Origin of the sequence: Mesorhizobium sp. AR02, assembly GCF_024746835.1 — a bacterium.
Taxonomy (GTDB): Bacteria; Pseudomonadota; Alphaproteobacteria; order Rhizobiales; family Rhizobiaceae; genus Mesorhizobium.
Genome location: NZ_CP080531.1, coordinates 1,242,788 through 1,261,394 on the forward strand (window position 1 = coordinate 1,242,788; position 18,607 = coordinate 1,261,394).

General features: G+C 63.7%; 18 protein-coding genes. 3 read left to right on the forward strand and 15 right to left on the reverse strand.

The genetic code is table 11. From position 1 onward, the window contains the following. Window positions 1–69: 69 nt before the first annotated feature. Window positions 70–1,275, forward strand: coding sequence for an ROK family transcriptional regulator (locus DBIPINDM_RS10435; protein WP_258585644.1), 1,206 nt, complete (start codon window positions 70–72; stop codon window positions 1,273–1,275). A 39-nt stretch (window positions 1,276–1,314) separates the two neighbouring features. Here DBIPINDM_RS10435 and DBIPINDM_RS10440 read toward each other — a convergent pair whose 3' ends face one another. The 5 genes from DBIPINDM_RS10440 to DBIPINDM_RS10460 all read right to left on the reverse strand — a co-directional run bounded on the left by DBIPINDM_RS10440 (window position 1,315) and on the right by DBIPINDM_RS10460 (window position 6,649). Beyond that, complete coding sequence (locus tag DBIPINDM_RS10440; RefSeq protein ID WP_258585645.1) at window positions 1,315–2,103, reverse strand: ATP-binding cassette domain-containing protein; 789 nt, start codon at window positions 2,101–2,103, stop codon at window positions 1,315–1,317. Then, the gene (locus DBIPINDM_RS10445; protein ID WP_258585646.1) at window positions 2,100–3,131 is read right to left on the reverse strand and encodes an ABC transporter permease; all 1,032 of its coding nucleotides are present in this window, start codon (window positions 3,129–3,131) and stop codon (window positions 2,100–2,102) included. The genes DBIPINDM_RS10440 and DBIPINDM_RS10445 overlap by 4 nt, the downstream gene beginning before the upstream one ends. Before the next feature lie 8 nt (window positions 3,132–3,139). Next, window positions 3,140–4,126: a sugar ABC transporter substrate-binding protein gene (locus DBIPINDM_RS10450; protein ID WP_258585647.1), complete on the reverse strand. Its 987-nt coding sequence runs from the start codon at window positions 4,124–4,126 to the stop codon at window positions 3,140–3,142. A gap of 241 nt (window positions 4,127–4,367) precedes the next feature. Continuing rightward, window positions 4,368–5,495: a serine hydrolase domain-containing protein gene (locus DBIPINDM_RS10455; protein WP_258585648.1), complete on the reverse strand. Its 1,128-nt coding sequence runs from the start codon at window positions 5,493–5,495 to the stop codon at window positions 4,368–4,370. Between the two features lie 113 nt (window positions 5,496–5,608). Next, on the reverse strand, window positions 5,609–6,649 hold the full coding sequence (locus DBIPINDM_RS10460; protein WP_258585649.1) for a proline racemase family protein: 1,041 nt from the start codon (window positions 6,647–6,649) through the stop codon (window positions 5,609–5,611). Window positions 6,650–6,756: 107 nt separating this feature from the next. On the opposite strand from DBIPINDM_RS10460, the gene DBIPINDM_RS10465 reads away from it, so the two are divergent. Further along, the gene (locus DBIPINDM_RS10465; protein WP_258585650.1) at window positions 6,757–7,719 is read left to right on the forward strand and encodes a dihydrodipicolinate synthase family protein; all 963 of its coding nucleotides are present in this window, start codon (window positions 6,757–6,759) and stop codon (window positions 7,717–7,719) included. Between the two features lie 67 nt (window positions 7,720–7,786). Here DBIPINDM_RS10465 and pldH read toward each other — a convergent pair whose 3' ends face one another. The 7 genes from pldH to DBIPINDM_RS10500 all read right to left on the reverse strand — a co-directional run bounded on the left by pldH (window position 7,787) and on the right by DBIPINDM_RS10500 (window position 15,337). Then, window positions 7,787–8,533, reverse strand: a complete 747-nt coding sequence (pldH, locus tag DBIPINDM_RS10470; RefSeq protein WP_258585651.1) for a pyridoxal 4-dehydrogenase, SDR-type — start codon at window positions 8,531–8,533, stop codon at window positions 7,787–7,789. Between the two features lie 37 nt (window positions 8,534–8,570). Then, a complete protein-coding gene (gene ppaT, locus DBIPINDM_RS10475; RefSeq protein ID WP_318036948.1) occupies window positions 8,571–9,749 on the reverse strand; it encodes a pyridoxamine--pyruvate transaminase in 1,179 nt (392 codons plus the stop codon). Window positions 9,750–9,775: 26 nt separating this feature from the next. Beyond that, entirely contained in the window at window positions 9,776–10,582 is an 807-nt protein-coding gene (gene pldA, locus DBIPINDM_RS10480; protein ID WP_258585653.1) for a 4-pyridoxolactonase, read from the reverse strand. A 47-nt stretch (window positions 10,583–10,629) separates the two neighbouring features. Continuing rightward, on the reverse strand, window positions 10,630–11,565 hold the full coding sequence (locus tag DBIPINDM_RS10485; protein WP_258585654.1) for a putative B6 ABC transporter permease subunit 1: 936 nt from the start codon (window positions 11,563–11,565) through the stop codon (window positions 10,630–10,632). 3 nt (window positions 11,566–11,568) lie between these two features. Next, the gene (locus DBIPINDM_RS10490; protein ID WP_258585655.1) at window positions 11,569–12,666 is read right to left on the reverse strand and encodes a putative B6 ABC transporter permease subunit 2; all 1,098 of its coding nucleotides are present in this window, start codon (window positions 12,664–12,666) and stop codon (window positions 11,569–11,571) included. Beyond that, window positions 12,663–14,231 carry a putative B6 ABC transporter ATP-binding protein gene (locus tag DBIPINDM_RS10495; protein ID WP_258585656.1) on the reverse strand — a complete coding sequence of 523 codons (1,569 nt, stop codon included), beginning with the start codon at window positions 14,229–14,231 and terminating at the stop codon, window positions 12,663–12,665. The genes DBIPINDM_RS10490 and DBIPINDM_RS10495 overlap by 4 nt, the downstream gene beginning before the upstream one ends. 77 nt (window positions 14,232–14,308) lie before the next feature. Further along, entirely contained in the window at window positions 14,309–15,337 is a 1,029-nt protein-coding gene (locus DBIPINDM_RS10500) for a putative B6 ABC transporter substrate-binding protein (protein WP_258585657.1), read from the reverse strand. Between the two features lie 99 nt (window positions 15,338–15,436). On the opposite strand from DBIPINDM_RS10500, the gene DBIPINDM_RS10505 reads away from it, so the two are divergent. Beyond that, window positions 15,437–15,862: a hypothetical protein gene (locus DBIPINDM_RS10505; protein WP_258585658.1), complete on the forward strand. Its 426-nt coding sequence runs from the start codon at window positions 15,437–15,439 to the stop codon at window positions 15,860–15,862. Window positions 15,863–15,900: 38 nt separating this feature from the next. Here DBIPINDM_RS10505 and DBIPINDM_RS10510 read toward each other — a convergent pair whose 3' ends face one another. From DBIPINDM_RS10510 to DBIPINDM_RS10520, 3 genes are read right to left on the reverse strand one after another with little or no spacing between them, the layout of a single operon-like run. After that, window positions 15,901–16,911 (reverse strand): ABC transporter substrate-binding protein, encoded by a 1,011-nt coding sequence (locus DBIPINDM_RS10510; RefSeq protein ID WP_258585659.1) that lies wholly within the window; start codon window positions 16,909–16,911, stop codon window positions 15,901–15,903. Between the two features lie 37 nt (window positions 16,912–16,948). Next, complete coding sequence (locus tag DBIPINDM_RS10515) at window positions 16,949–17,776, reverse strand: ABC transporter permease (protein ID WP_258585660.1); 828 nt, start codon at window positions 17,774–17,776, stop codon at window positions 16,949–16,951. Beyond that, a complete protein-coding gene (locus tag DBIPINDM_RS10520; RefSeq protein WP_258585661.1) occupies window positions 17,773–18,606 on the reverse strand; it encodes an ABC transporter ATP-binding protein in 834 nt (277 codons plus the stop codon). Before DBIPINDM_RS10520 ends, DBIPINDM_RS10515 begins: the two co-directional genes overlap by 4 nt. Window position 18,607 lies beyond the last annotated feature (1 nt).

Here is an 18,607-nt window from a genome sequence, read left to right on the forward strand (position 1 = left end):
TTTCTTGTGGACGCGCCTTTATCTCCCTGGCGTTTATGGCTAAATCTCAGGGCGAACGGGGACTGCGGAATGGTCAGGACAAACGGTACGGCGGAGCATCCCGCGCTTGTGAACAGTGGCGAGATTCTCTCGCTGATTGCCACTGGCGCCGCCACGTCCCGGTCAGCGCTGCTCGATGCGTCGGGATTGTCACGCGTGACTGTTACCCAGCGCCTGAATGCACTGATCGAGTCCGGCCTGGTCCGCGAGACGGCCCGCACAATGCCGAGCGGCGGCAGACCGACGCGCGTGCTTGGGATCAACGAGCGGGCGGGCTTCTTTCTCGTTGCCAACATCGGCGAAACCTACATCCACCTTGCCGCCATGGACCTTGAGCCCGCTATCGTCTCGCAAAGCACGATACCGTTCAACGCTTCGGACGGACCGGCGGTTTCGCTCGCGCAGATCGCCGACGGGTTCGACATCCTCGCCGCGAAGGCCCGAACCAGCCACGGCTCGCTTTTTGGCGTCAGCCTCAGCATGCCCACGCCGGTCGATTTCAAGCGCGGCCGCGTTGCCGGTCCTTCGGTCCTTCACGGATGGGACGAGTTCGACATCATCGGTTGGCTGCGCGGTCGTTTCGATGCGCCGATCTATGTCGAAAACGACGTGAACCTGATGGCGATCCACGAGCACCGTCAGAATTTTCCGCATGTGGATGACATGTTCTTCATCAAGGCGGGAACGGGCATCGGCAGCGGCATTGTCGCCGGCGGCAAGATCTTTCGTGGCGCTCAAGGCGCTGCCGGCGACATCGGCCATATCCAGTTCAGCTCCGAGAACGCGCCTCTGTGCCGCTGCGGCAAGCTCGGCTGTGTCGAAGCGCGCGCCGGCGGCTGGGCGATTGCCCGCGATCTCTCGAGCAGGGGCTTCAAGGCGGAGAACGCGCGCGATGTCATTTCGTTGGTTGAAATGCAGAAGCCGGAAGCCCTGATGTTGCTGCGCAGCGCCGGGCGGGTGATCGGCGAAGTCGCTTCCGATGTCGTCAGCATACTCAACCCGAGCCTGATCGTGGTCGGCGGCACGCTGGCCAGGGGCGGAGAGTTTCTGTTGTCGGGAATCCGCGAACTCGTCTACCAGCGATGCCTTCCGCTTGCCACGCGCGAGCTGCAGATCGTCCTCACCAATCCGCAGAAGGACAGCGCCCTTTTCGGCGCCGCCTATCTGGCGCTCGAGGACATCTTCAGCCTCGAAAAGGTGGAGGAACTGATCGACCGGCGGACCACCGATCGATAGAGTCAAACCCTGTTCTATCGGGATGGGACAGGCTCAGGTCTACGTGACGCCCATGATCATGGCGACAAGGTCCTTCTGGACGCCCTGGCGCACTGCCATCTCGCCAACGCTTCTGCCTTGCCGCATGACGACGGCCCGATCCGCCACCCGCACGACGTGGTCCATATTGTGGCTGACGATGATGACCGACAGGCCGCGCTCCGGCAGGCGTCTTACCATCGTCAAGATCTCGTCGGATTCGCGCACGCCAAGTGCCGCCGTGGGTTCATCCAGAATGACCACACGGCGGGCAAACGCCACTGCCCGTGCCACCGCCACGGCCTGACGTTGACCGCCCGACATCAAGCCGATCTCGTGGGATGGCGAGACGTGGCTGACGCTTAGCGCACTCGCATGCTCCCGCCATTGTCTCTGCTCTTGCCCCGCTGAAAGAAAGCCCAGCGGACCCAGCCAGCGTGGCCACGTCTGCTCGCGTCCGATCAGGAAATTGTCGGAGACGGTCAGATTGTCGAAAACGGCAAGATCCTGAAACACGGTCTCGATGCCCGATGCACGCGCATCGGCCGGCGAACGCAGCCGCAGCGGGCGTCCGTCAAGCTCGATGTCCCCCGAATCCAGCGCTACGATGCCGGTGATCGCCTTGATGAGGGTCGACTTGCCCGCGCCATTGTCGCCGAGCAAGGCGACAATCTCGCCCTCGTGAAGATCAAGCGACGCACCGGCCAGCGCGGTTACGAAGCCGTACGCCTTGCGCGCGTCCCGGACCGAGAGAACCAGACGTGGATCGGAGGCCGTGTTCGAAGGGCTGTCAGGCGAGGCGGCACTCATTGGTTGACCTGCCTCGCCCGCAGCGTGCGAATGCGGTTCTCGATGTGTTTGCGCAGGACATCGAGTTCCAGTGCCACCAGGATGCCGATACCGATCGCCACCGATGACCAGAATGGCGAGACGTCGAGCTGCTGCAGGCCGCTGCGGATGGTGGCAATGATGAGCGCGCCGAACAGCACGTTGGTGATGCTGCCGCGACCGCCGAAAAGGCTTGCCCCGCCGACAACCACCGCCGTGATGGCGTCAAGCTCATAGCCGACGCCGGAGAGCGGCGAAGCCGACCCCGTCCGGCCGTGATAGAGCATGCCGGCGATGCCGGCCGTCGTTCCACAGATGGCATAGGCGCTCATGATCAGCCTGTCGCGCGGCAGGCCGACCCATTGCGCGACATCCGGATTGCCGCCCACGGCATAGAGCCAGCGGCCCCATTGCGTACGCCGCAACAGGAGCCAGAACAGCCCGGCAAGAATGAGCACCATCAACGCGCCGGCAGGTATGCCGAGCACCTTGCCGTTTGCCAGCCAGTGCACGGCCGGCGAAACGCCCACGAGCGTGTTGCCGCCGCTGACGAGCAAGGCAACGCCGGCAACAATGCCGAGCATGGCCACGGTGACCACGAGGGGCTGCGGAATGCCGCCCTTGACGATCAGCAGGCCGTTGATCAGTCCGACAACGAGGCCGACAAGTGGATAGATGACCAGGGCCATCGAGCTGGGCTGATCGACACCGGTCAGCGTGGCCACCGTTACGACACTGAGCGCGATGACGCTGCCGACGGAGACATCGACGCCGCGAACCAGAATGACGAGGAATTGCCCCAGGCCCAGGGCGCAGACAATCGCGCTCTGGGCCAGGAGGTTCTGAAGATTGCGCACCGATATGAAATGCGGGGCAAGCAGGCCGAATGCCACGACCAGGGTCACGAGAATTATGACCGGCCCGGCCTGCAGAAGCCACAGCAGGACGGACAGGGAGTCGCGGCGACCCGTCGCCGTGCCGGGCGCCGCAGTGTCGGCATGCGGTTCCATCGCTGGCGCTATTTCACGACGTCATCAACGTTGCCGGCCACCACATCGGAAACCGTCTTCAGCATGCCGGCGGCATTTTCCGAGGTCTGAACAGGCTGCGCCGGCACGACCACGAGCTTTTCGACGCTCTTGCCGCGCACCAGTTCGGCGGTGGTGTCCGTGGCTGTCCTGGCGATCACCTCGAACGGGTAAGGCACCGTGAACTTCCAGTTCTTGTTGCCGGCGGCGATCGACTTCAGCGCATACTCCTGGCCACCCACCGAGCCAACGATGACATTGGACCCGGCTGCCTCCAGCGCCTGCAGGGTTCCCTGCGCCGAGACGTCGAAGATGTCGTAAATGCCGACCAGATTCGGATGCGCGTTCAGCATGCCCTCCGCGATCGTGCGCGATTTCTCCGGATCGCAACGGGCGTCGCCCTCGGCAACGATGTTGAATTTCGTACCTTTCACAGCGTCCTTGAAGGCGTTGATGAACGCGTCGGTGTCAGCCAGGCCGGCGATACAGCGGATGACGCCGATCTCGCCTCCGGCGGGGAGCTGTTTGGTGAATTCCTGCACGACCGCCTTCTCGGCCCCGACCGGATCATAATTCACCTGAGCGGTGAGGTCATCGATCGGCGGTGGCGCGCCGTCGAAGGACAGCACCTTGATGCCTTGCTTGGTCGCATCGTTGAGCGCGCTGACCAGTTCCTTGGAGGTGGCGCCGGTGTTGACGGCGATGACCTTGTAGCCTTCGGCCGGAGCATTGACGATTTCCTGAATGAAGAAATTGACGTCGCCGCGCGAGGCCCCCGATTTGACGTCGATCTGGACGTCTTCGATCTTGCTGGCACGGCCTTTGGCGACATTGTACTGGCGCACATAGGCCTGGTCGCCGAGATAGGAAAACAGCATCAGCCCCTTGGGCTTGTCGCCTGCGAACGCGTTAGAGGCCACGCAGCTTGCCGCAAGCAAGGCAGCTGCGGAAGCACGCAATAACAGCTTCAATTTCATTTTGTCCTCCCTGGGTTTCGAGGCCGCCTCCCAACCCGCAGCCTCAACCGCTTTAATACGCCTTATCGGCTAATATGTCTATCTTCATCTTAATTTGGCGGTAATTTTGTTTATTTTTAAACATAACGTGGCGATAGGAATGGTATGAACCGCCCGGGACTGTGGGGGAAATGCAAGGCCATGCGGTGCATTCCGCGCGACAGCCCAACTGGCATTCGGCCGCCGGTCCTGAACAATCCGGTCAGAGCGAGTCGTAAACGGCGTCGATCAACAGCTTGCGGCGTGGGTCCATGTCGTCAAAACCCAGCATGCGGTTGGTGACGTAGCCGAACCCGACGCCGGCATCCGGATCGGCGAAACCGATGGCGCCACCCCAGCCGGTGTGGCCGAACGTTTGCGATGACGCCCGGCCTGCATAGACCGGATCCTCCATCTGGTAGCCGGCGGCGAAGGCCGTTAGAACCGCGAAGCTGTCATCCATGCCGCGAAAGCGGAGGTGCGTTGCTTCCTGGATCGCCGCGCGGCCGATCAGGGCTTTGCCCTCCCAGATCCTGCCTGCTGCCATCATGCCGTAGATACGCGCCAGTGCGTGCGCCGTCGACTGGCCATTGCCGCCCGGCACTTCGGCGGCACGCCAGACGCGGTCGTTGGGGGCCAATGCACGCGGCGCTGGATTGTCACTTGCGTGGGGAAATGGCGAGGCACGGACAAACTCGACCCAGTCTGAAGCCTTGGGGCCCTCGATCATCTCGGCCACCCTGGAATCCTCGCGGTCCGGCAGACCGACATGAAAGTCGGCTGCAAGCGGGCCTGCGATCTCTTCCGCGATGAAGCGGCCGATGCTTCGCCCATCGACGCGTCGCAGCACTTCGCCCGCAAGATGGCCGTAGATAAGCGCGTGATAGATACAGCGGCTGCCGGGCTCCCATAGTGGCGACATGGCCGCAAGCGCGTCGACAAAAGGCGTCCACGCGAGCAGATCCGCTTCTTCCATCGGCACAGCAAGGCCATTCAGCCCGGCCTGGTGCGACATCACCTGATCTAGCGTGATGTGCTCCTTGCCGCCGGCCGCGAATTCCGGCCAGTAGCGGGCAATGGGCGCGGCATAATCCAGCTTGCCGCGCTCCACCAACATAGCGATCGCCAGCGCCACCACGCCCTTGGTGGAGGACCAGACATTGATCAGCGTGTCCTGCCGCCACGGACGGGTGCGCGCGGCATCCGCATGACCGCCCCACAGGTCAACGACGGTCTTGCCGTGGACGACGACGGATACACCACCACCATGCTCGAGCCTTTGGTCGAAACACGCGGCGAATGCCTCGCGCACAGCGCCAAAGCGCGGATCGCAGATACCCTCTATGTTCATGCGCGAATTCTCACCAAGTGCGAAAGTGACGGATGCCGCCGTTGAGACCATTCTCGCCTGGCGGGAACTCGCCAGTCCAGCGAATTGCAGACTCTCGAGAAGGCCAGCTCTGACTACTGCTTCACCGAAGTGGAGGTACCCCAGGTATCCGACAGCACGTAGCCCTGGGGGTACGGGTCCGTCGGATCGAGATAGTAGCTGTGCTCGCCCGTGATCCAGGCCCGGCCGGTGATCTCCGGGACGATCGCCTTGCGTCCAGCGATTTCCGTCAGCTCCACGATCCTGCCCGTGAAGCGCGAGCCGATAATTGATTCATGGATCAACACGTCGCCAACGCCCATCAAGCCCCGGGCCTGCAGCACGGCCATGCGGGCCGATGTGCCGGTTCCCGTCGGGCTGCGGTCCGAGCGCCCCGGCGAGACGATGCAGGTGGTGCGCGTGACATTGCCCGGCCCCTGGAACGGCATGGCGAACTGCACGATCGACACGCCGCGCACATGGTCGAAGTCCGGATGGACGACATCGAGCTGTTCGCGCGCGGCGCGCCTGATCTTCTCGCCGGCCACCGCCAGCTCGCGAGCCTCGTCGGGGGCGACCGAGAAGCCGAGCGCCTTGGCATCGACGATGGCGTAGAACATGCCGCCATAGGCGATGTCGACGGTGAGCGTGCCCAGCCCCTCGACTTCGATGGCCGCGTCGAGACGTTCGGCAAAGGCGGGCGCGTTGCGGAAGGTGATCGAGACGCATCTGCCGTCGCGACATTCGGCGCGCACCTCGATGACGCCGCCCGGCATGTCGAGCTTGAAGCGCGTCTCGGGCTCCTGCATCGGCACCATGCCGGTCTCGAGCAGCACCGTGGCTATGCATATGGTGTTGGAACCGGACATCGGCGGGTATTCCGTCGGCTCCATGATGATGGCGCCGGCGGCGCAATCCTCGCGCGTCGAGGGAACGAGCAGGTTGACGTGGCGCGCGACGCTGCCGCGCGGCTCGCAGATCAGCATGCGCCTGATATGGTCATGATCACGTTCCATCGTGATCATCTTCTCCATCATCGTGCGACCCGCCGGCGGCAGGACACCGCCGACGATGACGTCGCCGACTTCACCTTCGGCGTGGCAGCCGACGACATGGATGCTGGTTTTGGTGCGCATTGTTGTTCCTGCGTTGGTCTCTGGCGACCACGACTATTTTGCTTGGCAAGCCATGCCGCTCGGGACAAACTGATCAATCTGCGTGCCAGCCTCAAGGAGAATCCGAAATGACCTCTAATGTTTTTTCCGGCTGCATGCCGGCGTTGATGACCCCGTGCACGCAGGACCGCCAGCCCGACTTCGACGCGCTGGTACGCAAGGGACGGGAGTTGATCGCGGCCGGCATGTCGGCCGTCGTCTATTGCGGCTCGATGGGCGACTGGCCGCTGTTGACCGATGAGCAACGCATGGAAGGTGTCGAGCGCCTGGTGAAGGCCGGCGTACCGGTGATCGTCGGCACCGGCGCGGTCAACACCGCCAAGGCCGTGGCCCATGCGGCGCACGCCCAGAAGGTCGGCGCCCGGGGCCTGATGGTGATCCCACGCGTTCTGTCGCGCGGGCCCTCGGTGACGGCGCAGCGCAACCATTTCAAGGCGATCCTGGCGGCCGCGCCCGACCTGCCCGCGGTCATCTACAACAGCCCCTATTACGGCTTTGCAACGCGCGCCGAGCTGTTCTTTGCCCTGCGCGCCGAACATCCGAACCTGGTCGGTTTCAAGGAGTTCGGCGGCCCGTCGGATCTGCGCTACGCGGCGGAAAACATCACCAGCCGCGACGATGAGGTCGCGCTGATGATCGGTGTCGACACCGCCGTCTTCCACGGCTTCGTCAATTGCGGCGCGTCCGGCGCCATCACCGGCATTGGCAACGTCCTGCCGAAGGAAGTGCTACACCTTGTGGGCTTAAGCCAGGCGGCAGCCAGGGGCGACGTCGAGGCCCGCCAGCGCGCGCTGGAACTGGACGCCGCGCTTGGCGTGCTGTCCTCCTTCGACGAGGGCCCCGACCTGGTGCTCTATTTCAAGCATATGATGGTGCTGAAGGGAGCTCCCGAATACGAGCTGCACTTCAACGAGACGGACGTCCTGAGCGACAGCCAGCGCGGTTATGCCGAGGCGCAGCTCAAATTGTTCGACAGCTGGTATGCCCAGTGGTCGAGGCAACCCGGCGTGATTGCCAGATACGCAGCCTGACCCGGCAAGTGCGACAAGGCGGCCATGGTACGGCCGCTGGTCGCATTGCGGGCTGAGCAGCGGCTATCTAGTGCCTGACCATCCCGGCGTCGACATTCAGCGTCTGGCCCGTGATCCAGCGCGCATCGTCGGAGGCCAGGAACGAAACCACATCGGCGATATGTTCCGGCTGGCCCTTGCCCTTCATCGCCTGCAGCATTTCGACGAAGCCGAACGCCTCGTTGTGCGGGCTTGCCTTGACGCCGTCGCTCTCGATCAGGCCGGGCGTCACCGCATTCGCCGTGATGTTGTATTTGCCGAGCTCGGTGGCCAGCGCCCTTGTGAAGCCGATGACGCCACCCTTGGCCGCGACATAGGCAGCCATGTTCGGCGTGCCGGCAAAGAAGGTGTTGGAGGCGATGCTGATCACCCGCCCGGTCTTGCCCGCCGCACGCATCTGGTCCGTGCCGGCGCGGGTGACAATGAAGGTCCCTGTCAGGTTGACGTCGATGATCTTGCGCCAATGGTCGAGGTCGACATCGTCCCAGGCGATGAACGGCACGATGCTGGCATTGTTGAGCAGAACATCGATGCCCCCGGTCAGCGCCTGGATTTCGGCGAAGAGTGCCTTGACCGATGCCGGATCGGAAATGTCGGCGGCGATCGCCCTCGCCTTTCCGCCGATCGCCGCGGCCGCCGCCTTGGCGCCTGCGGCATTGATGTCGCTGACGATGACGGTCGCCCCGTCGGCGGCAAGCCGCGCGGCGATCGCCTTGCCGATACCCTGCGCGGCGCCGGTAACCAGGGCCGTCTTTCCCGCAAGTCGTTCAGTCATGAAAATGCTCCTCAATCCGTGATCCGATGATGTCTGTTCAGGCGTCGGCGTCGATAACGGCCAGCGCCGCCTCTATGCCTCTGCCGATCGCCAGTTTCTGGCCGGCCGCGTTCATGGCGCCGCCAAGTGCCGTCAGCGCCGCGACCGCATAGATCGGCTGGGCGGTTGGCCCCATATGGCCAATGCGCGTCAGCTTCCCCAATGTTTCGCCGCGGCCCGACGAAAACACCACGCCGTAGCGGGTGCGCGCGGCTTGGCGAAGCGCCTTCTCGTCGACACCTTCGGGGGTGCGAACGGCGGTCGTGGTTGGCGACGCGATGCTGTCGCTGGCGGCCCAGATCGACAGGCCCATCGCGGTGACGCCCGCGCGCATGGCCTTGGCGGTGAGCGCATGGCGCGCCCACACCGCCTCCGGCCCCTCATTGAGGTAGAGATCGAGCGCGACGTCGAGCCCGTTGATTTCCGAGACCGACGGCGTGAACGGAAACGGCTTGTCCTTCGACCAGGCATTTTCCCAGTCGACAATGCTCAGCATCGATGCGCGCGGCGCCAGGGGATTGGCCTTCATCTTGGCCCAGGCCCGCTCGCTGACGCCCATCATGGTGAGGCCGGGAGGGGCGCCCAGGCATTTGTTGGGGCCGGTGACATAGATATCGGCCTTGCAATCCTCGGGATGCGTCTTCATGCCGCCAAACGACGAGACTGCGTCGACGATCAGGTAGCCGCCATGCGCCGAAACCAGCGCGCCGATGGCGTCGATCGGATTGATGGTGCCGGACGGCGTGTCGTGGTGACAGACGGACACGACGGTGATTTCCGGATGCGCCTTGAGCATGTCGGCGACCGCATGCGGATCGATCGCCTCGTTGTAGGGCACTTCGATCTCGAGCAGATGCGGCGAATACCGTTTTGCCCAGTAGCCAAAACCCTTGCCGTAGACACCCGAGGCAAGGTTGAGCACGACGTCGTCTGATGTAATCAGCGACGCCGCCGCCGCCTCGAGGCCGAGCACCGGCTCACCATGCAGGATGACCGGCTTGTTCGACAGCCGCATCGCCTTCTGCGCTTTGTCGATCACCTTCTCGTAGAAGAGCTGGAATGCTGGGTCGTAATCATAGAGCACCGTGCGGCCGAGGCCGCGCAGCACTTCTGGATAGGCGTTCACCGGCCCCGCGGTCAGGGTGATGACCGGATCGGCGTGTTCGGGATAGCGCATCATCTTGTCTCCGGATTGGCGGGCGGTCAGCCGTAGAATTGCGTGCCGGTCCTGTAGGTCTTGAAGTTGTCCATGTCGTGCGAGTACATCAGATCGGCGCCGTGGTCCTCGGCCAGCTTCTTCACTTTGCGCATCGAATTGACGCCCGCCACCGGGTCGATGTGGAAAGCCGCCTGGCACAGCGTTTCAAGGCTCTTCTGGGTATAGGCGGCGTCGATGGTGAACATGATCGGCTTGCGCTTGGGGAACTCGACCAGCAGGCTGTAATGGCCGATCGAATGGCCGGGTGTCGAGATCAGCTTGACCCCCTTGGCGAGCTCGATGTCGCCGTCGACGCCTTCGAAGGTCGAGTTGGCGCGCGTCGTGCCTTCCAGCAGTTGCGCGGTCGCGCCACGCGCCTCGGCCGCCTCCGCCGAGAAGCTCAGATCGGAATAGCCGAGATGCTCGAAAGGTTGCGGATTGCAGGCCTGCGGCACTTCGGTCCGGTGACAGATCTTCTTGGCGTGTGGAAAATACTTGTTGCCGCCGCAATGGTCGAAATGGAAATGCGAGTTGACGACGACGTCGATGTCCTTCGGCTCGAGGCCGAGCAGCGCCAGGGCGCCGGGGATGGTCTGGTGCTTTTCCTGGATCGGCTTCTCGAAGGGCAGCACCTTCATGACGTGGTCGTAGTCGTAGCCGGTGTCGATCAGGAAACGGCCCTCGGCATGCTCGACCAGGATCGAATAGACGGGAAAGCGCACTTCGCCGCCAGGACCGCGATTCCAGAACACGTGGTAGCCATCGAGAACGAGCGAGCCGCCGTCGAGCAGGTAGACCTTGGTATCCGACATTCTTGCCTCCTGTTTTGGCGCGGGTCCCTTCCGCGCATGAATTGTGGTCAGCGCGCGCCGCGCTCGTATGGAATGCCAAGTGCCGCCGGCAGGCTGGCCCGCCGACCGAACAGCACCAGCATGATCATCACCGCCAGGAATGGCAGCATCTGGATGATGTCGGTCGGTATGTTGATGCCCGCCACCTGCATGGCCGTTGTCAGCGACAGGCAGACGCCGAACAGCAGAGCGCCGAACAGCACCCAGATCGGGCGGCCGCGCGCCAGCATGGCCAGCACGATGCCGAGAAAGCCCGCACCATTAGTGATGAACGGTATGAACAGCCCGGCCCCGACATTGGCGAGGTAGGCGCCGCCGAGCCCGGCCAGCGCGCCGGTCGTCAGCACAGCGATGGTCCGGGTCCTGATGACGTCGATACCGGCGACGTCGAGCGCGGCCGGCTTGTCGCCCGCTGCCTGCAGGTTGAGGCCGAGCTGCGTGCGCCGGTAGAGGTAGCCCATGCCGAACACCAGCGCGACCGCCAGATAGACGATCAGGTGATGCTTGAAGAAGGCCGGCCCGATGACAGGAATATCCGACAGCAGCGGAATGACGGTGGCGTCCGCCGCCGGCAGGCGGGGATAGCTGCGCGAGAACTGGAAATGGTGGAGCAGCGCCGTCAGGCCTTCGAGACCGAGCGTCAGCGCGATGCCGATGACGATCTGGTTCAACCCGATGCGCACGCAGAGCAGCGCCATGATCAGCGCCACCGCGACGCCGCCGGCCGCGCCAGTGAGGAAGCCCAGCCACAGCGACCCGGAATAGAAGGCGCTGACGAAGCCGAGATAAGCGCCAGCCAGCATCATGCCTTCGATGCCAATGTTGAGCACGCCGGCTTTTTCCGACATTTGCTCGCCGAGGCCGGCCAGCAGCAGCGGGATGGCCGCGGTGACGGCGCCGAACAGCAGCGCGCTGAGAAAGACTTCGCTGAAGAGCCCGGTCATGCCTCAAGCCCTCCGCGACTGGTTGTATCGATGGTCGACATATTCGGCGAGAGCGAGCACGATCAGCACGATGGAAACCAGCACCAGGGTGAAATGATTGGGTACGCCGAGCCGCCGCGCCGCGCTCTCGCCGCCGATCGACAGCACCGAGAGCAGGAACACGAAACCGATGGCTGCAAAGCCGTTCATGCGGGCGAGAAACACCGCGGGAATCACGGCAAGCCCGTAGGCGGGATTCCAGTCGGCGCGGACATTGCCCTGCACGCCGATGATGTCGACGGCGCCGGCAAGGCCGGCGAGCCCGGCCGAAATGGCGAAGACGGCGATGGTCAGGCCAGGCACGCCGAGCCCCGCATGAACCGCCGCGCGCGGATTGGCGCCGACGATCCTCAGTTTCAGCCCGAACGCCGTGCGTGTCATCACCAGATGCACGATGATGATCGCCGCCAGCCCAAGCAGCAGGCCGCTGGTGATGGTCGTTTCAAACAGGCGCGGCAGCCGGTCTTCCACCGGCAGCGTGCGGGTCTGCGGCACGGTCGTGCTGGGATCGCGGAACACCAGCTTGACCAGCACATTGGCGAGCGAGGTGCCGAGGAACGTCATCATCAGCGTGGTGATGATCTCGTTGACGCCCTGATAGGCCCGCAGCAGAGCCGGCACCAGCGACCAGATCATCGCCACCGCCATGGCGATGAGGAACGCGCAGAACAGCGCCAGCCAGGCCGGCATGATCTGAACGAACACGGGAGCGCTGGCCGCCGCCGTTACCGCGCCGAGCAGGAACTGGCCGTCGCCGCCGAGATTCCACATGCCGGCGCGAAAGGCCACGATCAGGCCGGCGGCGAGAAACAGCAGCGGCGCCATGCGCGTCAGTGTCTGCTGGATACCGAGCGGCGAGAACAGGCCCTTTTCCAGCACGTAGCCGTAGTAGGCGAGCGGGTCGACGCCGACGGCAAGCAGGATACAGCCGGCTAAGACGAGAGCGATGAGGATCGGGCCGAGCGTCATCAGCAGCCGATGCAGGATGTCGCGGCGCGTCGCCGCCGCGCTCGTGGCATCGAGTGCGGTGGCATTGCCTGTGGGTGCGGTGTCGATGCTCATGCGGCAAGTCCGATCATCAGGCGACCGACCTTGGTGCGGGCGTCGTCGGTGTTCTCTACGGTGCCGACGAGCGCTCCGTTGGCGATGACGGCGACACGGTCGCACATGCTCAGCAATTCCTCGAGGTCGGTGGAAATGAGCAGCACGGCCAGGCCTCGAGCCGCCGTATCGCGGATGCGCTGGCGCGACGCCAATGTATTGGCGAGATCGAGCCCATAGGTCGGCTTGTTGAAGATCACCACCTTGGCGCCCTCTGCCAGTTCGCGTGCCAGAAGCACCTTCTGGATGTTGCCGCCGGACAGCCGGGCGACCGGGGTCTTCAGGCTTGGCGTGCGCACATCGTATTCGCGCACGAGCTCAGCGGCGCGCTTGTCGATCTCGCCGCGCTGCTCGACGCCGTTGCGCCAGAACGGGGCCGCGCCGACCTGCTTGAGGAAGAAGTTGATCGAGACCGGGAAGGTGCCGACAGTGCCCTCGCCGAGCCGGTCGTCGGTCAGGTAGCGCAGACCGCGCCGACGGCGTTCGCCGACGCTCAGCGCCTCGATGGCAACGCCCTCCAGCCGCACCGAACCGCCGGTCGCCGCGCGCTGGCCGGCCAGCGCTTCCGCCAGTTGCTTCTGGCCGTTGCCGTCGATGCCGGCGATGCCCAGGATCTCGCCCGGGCGGATGTCGAAGGAGATCGACGACAGGCCTGGCGCATTGTCCGTCGGCGCAACCGCGAGATCCGCGACCTGAAGCAGTGGAGCGGCATCCGTGCGGACTGTACGGACCGGACGCTCGGCCGCTTCCGGATCGTCCTTCTGTTTGCCGAACATCAATTCCACGATCTCCGAGATGATCGCCTGTTCGCCCAGCGCGCGAAACCGCTCGGGCGGAATCTCGCCGACCTTGCGGCCGAGCTTCAGCACCGAGATGCGGTCGCCGAAGGCCGCCGCCTCCTTGAGCTTGTGGGTGATGAAGACGATCGCCAGCCCCTGCTCGACAAGGCGGCGCATCAGCGCGCCCAGTTCGTCGATGCCTTTCGGCGTCAGCATCGAGGTGGACTCATCGAGGATCAGCAGCCGGCTGTTGCGCACCATGGCGCGCAGGATTTCGACCTGCTGCTGCTCGCCGAGCGAAAGCTCCGACACCTTGGCATGCAGCTTCACGGTGATGCCGAGGCTGCGGGTGATCTCGGCGACGCGCGCCTCCAGCTCTTCGGTCCTGGGGCGCTGCCACCAGGGTCCGCCAAGCAACAGGTTTTCCGCCACCGTCAGCGTCGGCACCAGCATCATGTGCTGGAAGACGGTGCCGATGCCCAGCGCCAGCGCATGGCGCGGCGAGGTGATCGGGGTCGGCTTGCCGTCTACCAGGATGCGCCCCTCGTCCGGCTGCTGCAGTCCCGACAGCATGCCGATCAATGTCGATTTTCCCGCACCGTTCTCGCCCAGCAGAACATGCACCTCGCCCGGGCGGATCGACAGGTCGACGCTGTCATTGGCGACGATGCCGGGAAACCGTTTGGTCACGCCTTCAAGCGCGACGATGTCGCGCCCGGCAACGGACGATGAAGAAGAACCACTCATGAAAGCCCAACACCAAAAAATGGTAATCGGCCGGAGAGGTGAACGGATCACCCCTCCGGCAGCCGACCGTGATCGCCTTACTGGGCGACGCTGGTCATCAATGCCCTGACAGCGGCCGCGTCATAGACCGGATCGACCTTGATCTTGCCGGAAATGACGTCTTCGCGCAGCGCCTGGATTTCCGTCCAGACATTGTCCGGAATGGCAGCGGTTTTCAGCAGCTTCACCGAGTCGTCCTTGAGGCCGATCGTATAGTGTTTGGTGCCGAACGTGTCGGCCTTGAGATCAGCGATCATCGCCGCATAGACAGGCTCGATGTTCCACACCACCGACGACAGCAGGAAGCCCTTGTCGATCGGCGACTTGTCACCGATGACGTCGATGAAATAGACCTTGCCGCCATCCGCTGCCTTGGTGGTTTCGACCGCCTGCAACATGCCGAAGCTCGAACCGTTGCCCTGGCCGAAGATGATGTCGGCACCCGACGCGATCACGCTTTCGGTGACGCGCTTGCCGCCAGCCGCGTCGCTGTAGGCGGCCGGGCCGATCACCGCATAGGTGATCTTGACGTCCGGGTTCTCCGCCTTCACGCCTTGCGCGAACGCCGCGGACTGCGAGTTCCATGATGGCGGTTCGCCCGAGACGACGATGCCGACCGACTTGGAACGCGACATCTTGGCGGCCAGACGGCCGGCGAGATAGGCGCCCTGGTGACCGCTCAGCGTGTAGTCGGCGACGAGACCCTTCTCCAGGCCGTTCGGCGTATCGACGATTGCCACCGGAACCTTCAATTCCTTGGCGATTTCAGGCGCCGAGGTGTTGTAGCCGCTGGCGTGGGCGATCAGCAGGCTGGCACCATCGGACGCGAGCTCCCGCAGAGTGGGACGAACATCGCCATAGCCGAGCCCCTGGGCCACCACCACTTCGACGCCGGCGGCCTTGCCCGCCGCCTTGGCGGCATCGATGCCCTGCTGATTCCAGCCGTAGTCGGTGCCTTCTTCGGGCGTCAGGATGGCGATCGACTTGACTTCGCCGGCAAACGCGCAGCTAAGCAAGACACCGCTCAGTATAAATGCACTCACACTGCTCTTGAGAATCTTTAACATGTTACCCTCTCTGTTTGATTTGCCAATCAATATTCTTGTTGTTATTGCGCAGAAGCGAGGTAGACTGCCTGATAAATTTACCCTTGGAGCTCAGGCAAAGTGAAGATTCGTTATGTCCTCCCGGTGATGCTGGCGTTCACATCCTTCGCCAACGCGGTTGAGTTGCACCAGGTCATCGTCCGCAAGGGCACCGACGGGCTCGACATGGTGCCGTTGACGATTTCGAATGCGGGCAATGAAGGGCTGTCCTGCAATGCCGACTTCGCCCACTGGTATTCGGCCGGGATCGCGACGGTCGAGCCGGGCAAGAGCGCCCGCCTCGAACTCTGGTTCGACCCCAAGACGGGCACGTTCACGATCCTCAACGACAAGCGCGAGAACCTGCCCGTCGAGCGGCTGTGGTGCGGGCTGTCGGGTCGCGCATATGCCACACGCGCGCAGATCACGCTCGACCGCATCGACGCGGCGAAAGGCGAACGCGCCGTGTCCTGCGTCATGGAGCAGGACAGCCTGGTCTGCCGGTAGGCGCTCATCGACTTGCCCCGCCCAACACCGCGCGCCTCTTACTTCTTTGCCAGGAATTTGTCGGTGAAGACATCGTCCGCCGAGAGGGCCGTTTTGAGCACGCCCTGATCGGTAAGCGTCTTCAGCGTTTCCTCCCACTGTGTCTTCGTCATCCAGCCGAGGCCATGTTCCTTGGTGTCCGGGCTGGTGAAGGTCGACGCGATATCGGCGTTGATCTGCGCCAGCAGCACGTCCTTCTTGTCCGCGTAACCCGGTGCGGCCTTGGCCGTGATCTCGGCCGCCTCTTCGGGGTGCGCCGCGACATAGTCGAATGCCTCGCTGTATGCCTTGACGAAGCGGGCGACGATTTCGGGCTTGTCCTTGATCATCGTCTGCGAGGTGAACAGGCCCGAACCATAAGCCTTCCAGCCATGGTCCGCGCCCATCATGATGCTGAGCGAACCAGGACCGCCCGCCTTGGCCTCCAGTTCGGGAACCTCGGCGTCGACATAGCCGACCACCGTCTGAACACGGCCCAGAAGCAGATAGCTTTCATAGGGCGGCGAGACGCTGTTCAGCGTCATGTCCTTCTCCGTCAGGCCATTGGCCGCCAGGAAGCCCTTGAAGAAGATGTAGGTTGAACCGGCTGGATGAATGCCGATGGTGAGACCCTTGAGATCAGCCGGCTTGGTGAGCTTCACCGTCTTGGCCAGCGAAATGATCGCCAGCGGCGAGTGCTGGTTGACGGCGGCCAGCGCCACGACCGGGACATTCTGCGAGCGCGCGACAGCGAGCGTGGGAAGATCGCCGAAACCGAAATCCGCGTTCTCATTGCCGACCAGCCGCATGGCGTCCGGCGAGCCGGAGCCTTTGCGGATCTCGGCCACGTCGATATCATTCTTGGCGAAGAAGCCCTTTTCCTTGCCGACGAAGAACATGGCGTGGTTGCCGCGCACCACCCAGTCGAGCTGGACGCTGACCTTGTCGGCGGCCAAGGCCGCGTTTGAGAAGCCAAGCACACCGACGGCCGCGGCAACGGCAACTGCCTTGATAAGTGAGCGTCTGAGCATTTTTGTTCCCTTTTTTAAGTTGGTTGATTGAGCGGGCCTAGGCGTGGCTGAATTTCGGTGCCCATGGCACCATGATGCGTTCGAGAATTTCGGCTGCGTAGTAGAAGGCGATACCCAGCACCGAAACGAGGAGCAGGGCCGCGAAGACCAGCGCGGTGTCGAGCTGGGTCGAGGCGAACTGGATGACGTAACCGAGCCCGTCCGAGGCGCCGGCGAATTCGCCGACGATGGCGCCGATGACGCTGAGCGTCGCGGCGATCTTGGTTCCGGCCATCAGGTTCGGCAGCGAATGCGGAACACGTATCCTGAACAGGATCTGGGTGCGGCTGGCGCCGACCGAATTCATCAGCGACAGCAGCGAGCGATCGACCGACTGCATGCCCGCCAGCATCGACAGGGTCACCGGGAAGAAGGCGATGACCAGGATCAGGCCGATCTTGGGCGCGAGCCCGTAGCCGAACCAGAGGATGAAGATCGGCGCCAGTGCCACCTTGGGCACGTTCTGGAACAGCACCACCAGCGGATAGAGCGCTCGCCCCAGCCAGTCGAAGCGCACGATGACCAGCGCAATGGCAATGCCGACCACGACGGAGACGAGGAAGCCGAACAGGATCTCGCCTGCCGTCACCAGTGTCGCCTGCATCAGCGTTGCCCATTGCGCGACCAGCGATTGCGCGATCTCGGACGGGGCGGGAATGATGAAGGCGGATATGGCGAAAATCCGCACCACGGCTTCCCACACCACGATCGTCGCCAGCAGAAGGATGACCGCTGGAAGCCAGCTGCCTGTCGCCGCACCCCAGCTTGAGGCAAGCCGGGACTCGGGCCGCGACTCGGAGAAATTGGTGACGGGTTGATCGCTCACGACGTGCCTCCCGGTTGATGGCTGGCGCGCAGCATCATCCGCAGCTGAACCACCAGCCTGACGAACTCCGGATCTTCCGTCACCGACAGGTCGCGCGGATAGGGCAGACCAATGTCGAGGCTCTCGGTGATCCGCCCGGGCTTGATCCCCAGCACGTGGACATGGCGCGACAGGTGGATGGCCTCGTCTATCGAATGGGTGACGAGGACGATGGTCTTGCCGGTGCGCTGCCAGATCTCCAGCAGCGACTGGCCCATCGAATCGCGGGTAATGGCGTCGAGCGCGCCGAACGGCTCGTCCATCAGCAGCACCGCCGGATCGAGCGCCAGGGCCCGTGCGATAGCAACGCGCTGGCGCATGCCGCCGGACAATTCATTGGGGCGTTTGTGGGCGCTGTCGCCCAACCCCACCAGTTCCAGCATCTCCTGTCCGCGCGCCCGCAAATCGGCGCGCGAAAGCGATCTGTCGGCGATGCCAAGCAGCATCGATGCGTTGTCGACGGCATTCTTCCAGGGAAGCAAATTGGCGTCCTGGAAGACGAGGCCGATCATGCGCTTGCGCGCCGCCTCGACCGGCGGAAGTCCGGCGATCGAAACGCTGCCGCTCGTCGGATTGACAAGCCCGGCCAGAACCTTGAGCAAGGTGCTCTTGCCGCAACCGGAAGGACCGATAAGCGAGACAAACGACCCCTTCGGGATCGACAGATCGATGTTCTGCAGAACCAACTGGCTGGCCATGACCACCGAAACGCCCTTGGCGGAGATCAGGTCGTCATCGTGGCGGATATGGGCTGGCCGACCGCCCGCTGCTCGAATGGGTTCCATGCGCATG